Annotated in this window: 1 protein-coding gene; it reads right to left on the minus strand. The window is 56.3% G+C overall.

Translation table 11 applies throughout. The features are described from left to right. Positions 1–37: 37 nt before the first annotated feature. A partial coding sequence (locus ACSZOX_RS22455; protein ID WP_437922489.1) for a fibronectin type III domain-containing protein occupies positions 38–229 on the minus strand: 192 nt, incomplete at its 5' end.

The following is a 229-nucleotide window of genomic DNA, read 5'->3' on the forward strand; positions in this document are numbered from 1 at the left end:
CAACAGATCAGATCGCGATTCCGATCCGCGAATTTGACTAACGCACCAAAATACTCGCCGTCTGGCTCCAGTCGCCTACACCCTTGGTGTTCAGCGCCCTCACCTGCACCTCGTAGGTCTGCCCGACCAGCAGTGGAGCGATGATGTTCCCTCGAGAGGAAGTTGTCGATAAACGGTCGCTCCAACCTGCATCGCCCGTGTCAGCAAGGCGGTAGCGGTATTCATAGAT

It is taken from the genome of Sphingobacterium sp. LRF_L2, from assembly GCF_965644235.1.
Taxonomy (GTDB): domain Bacteria; phylum Bacteroidota; class Bacteroidia; order Sphingobacteriales; family Sphingobacteriaceae; genus Sphingobacterium.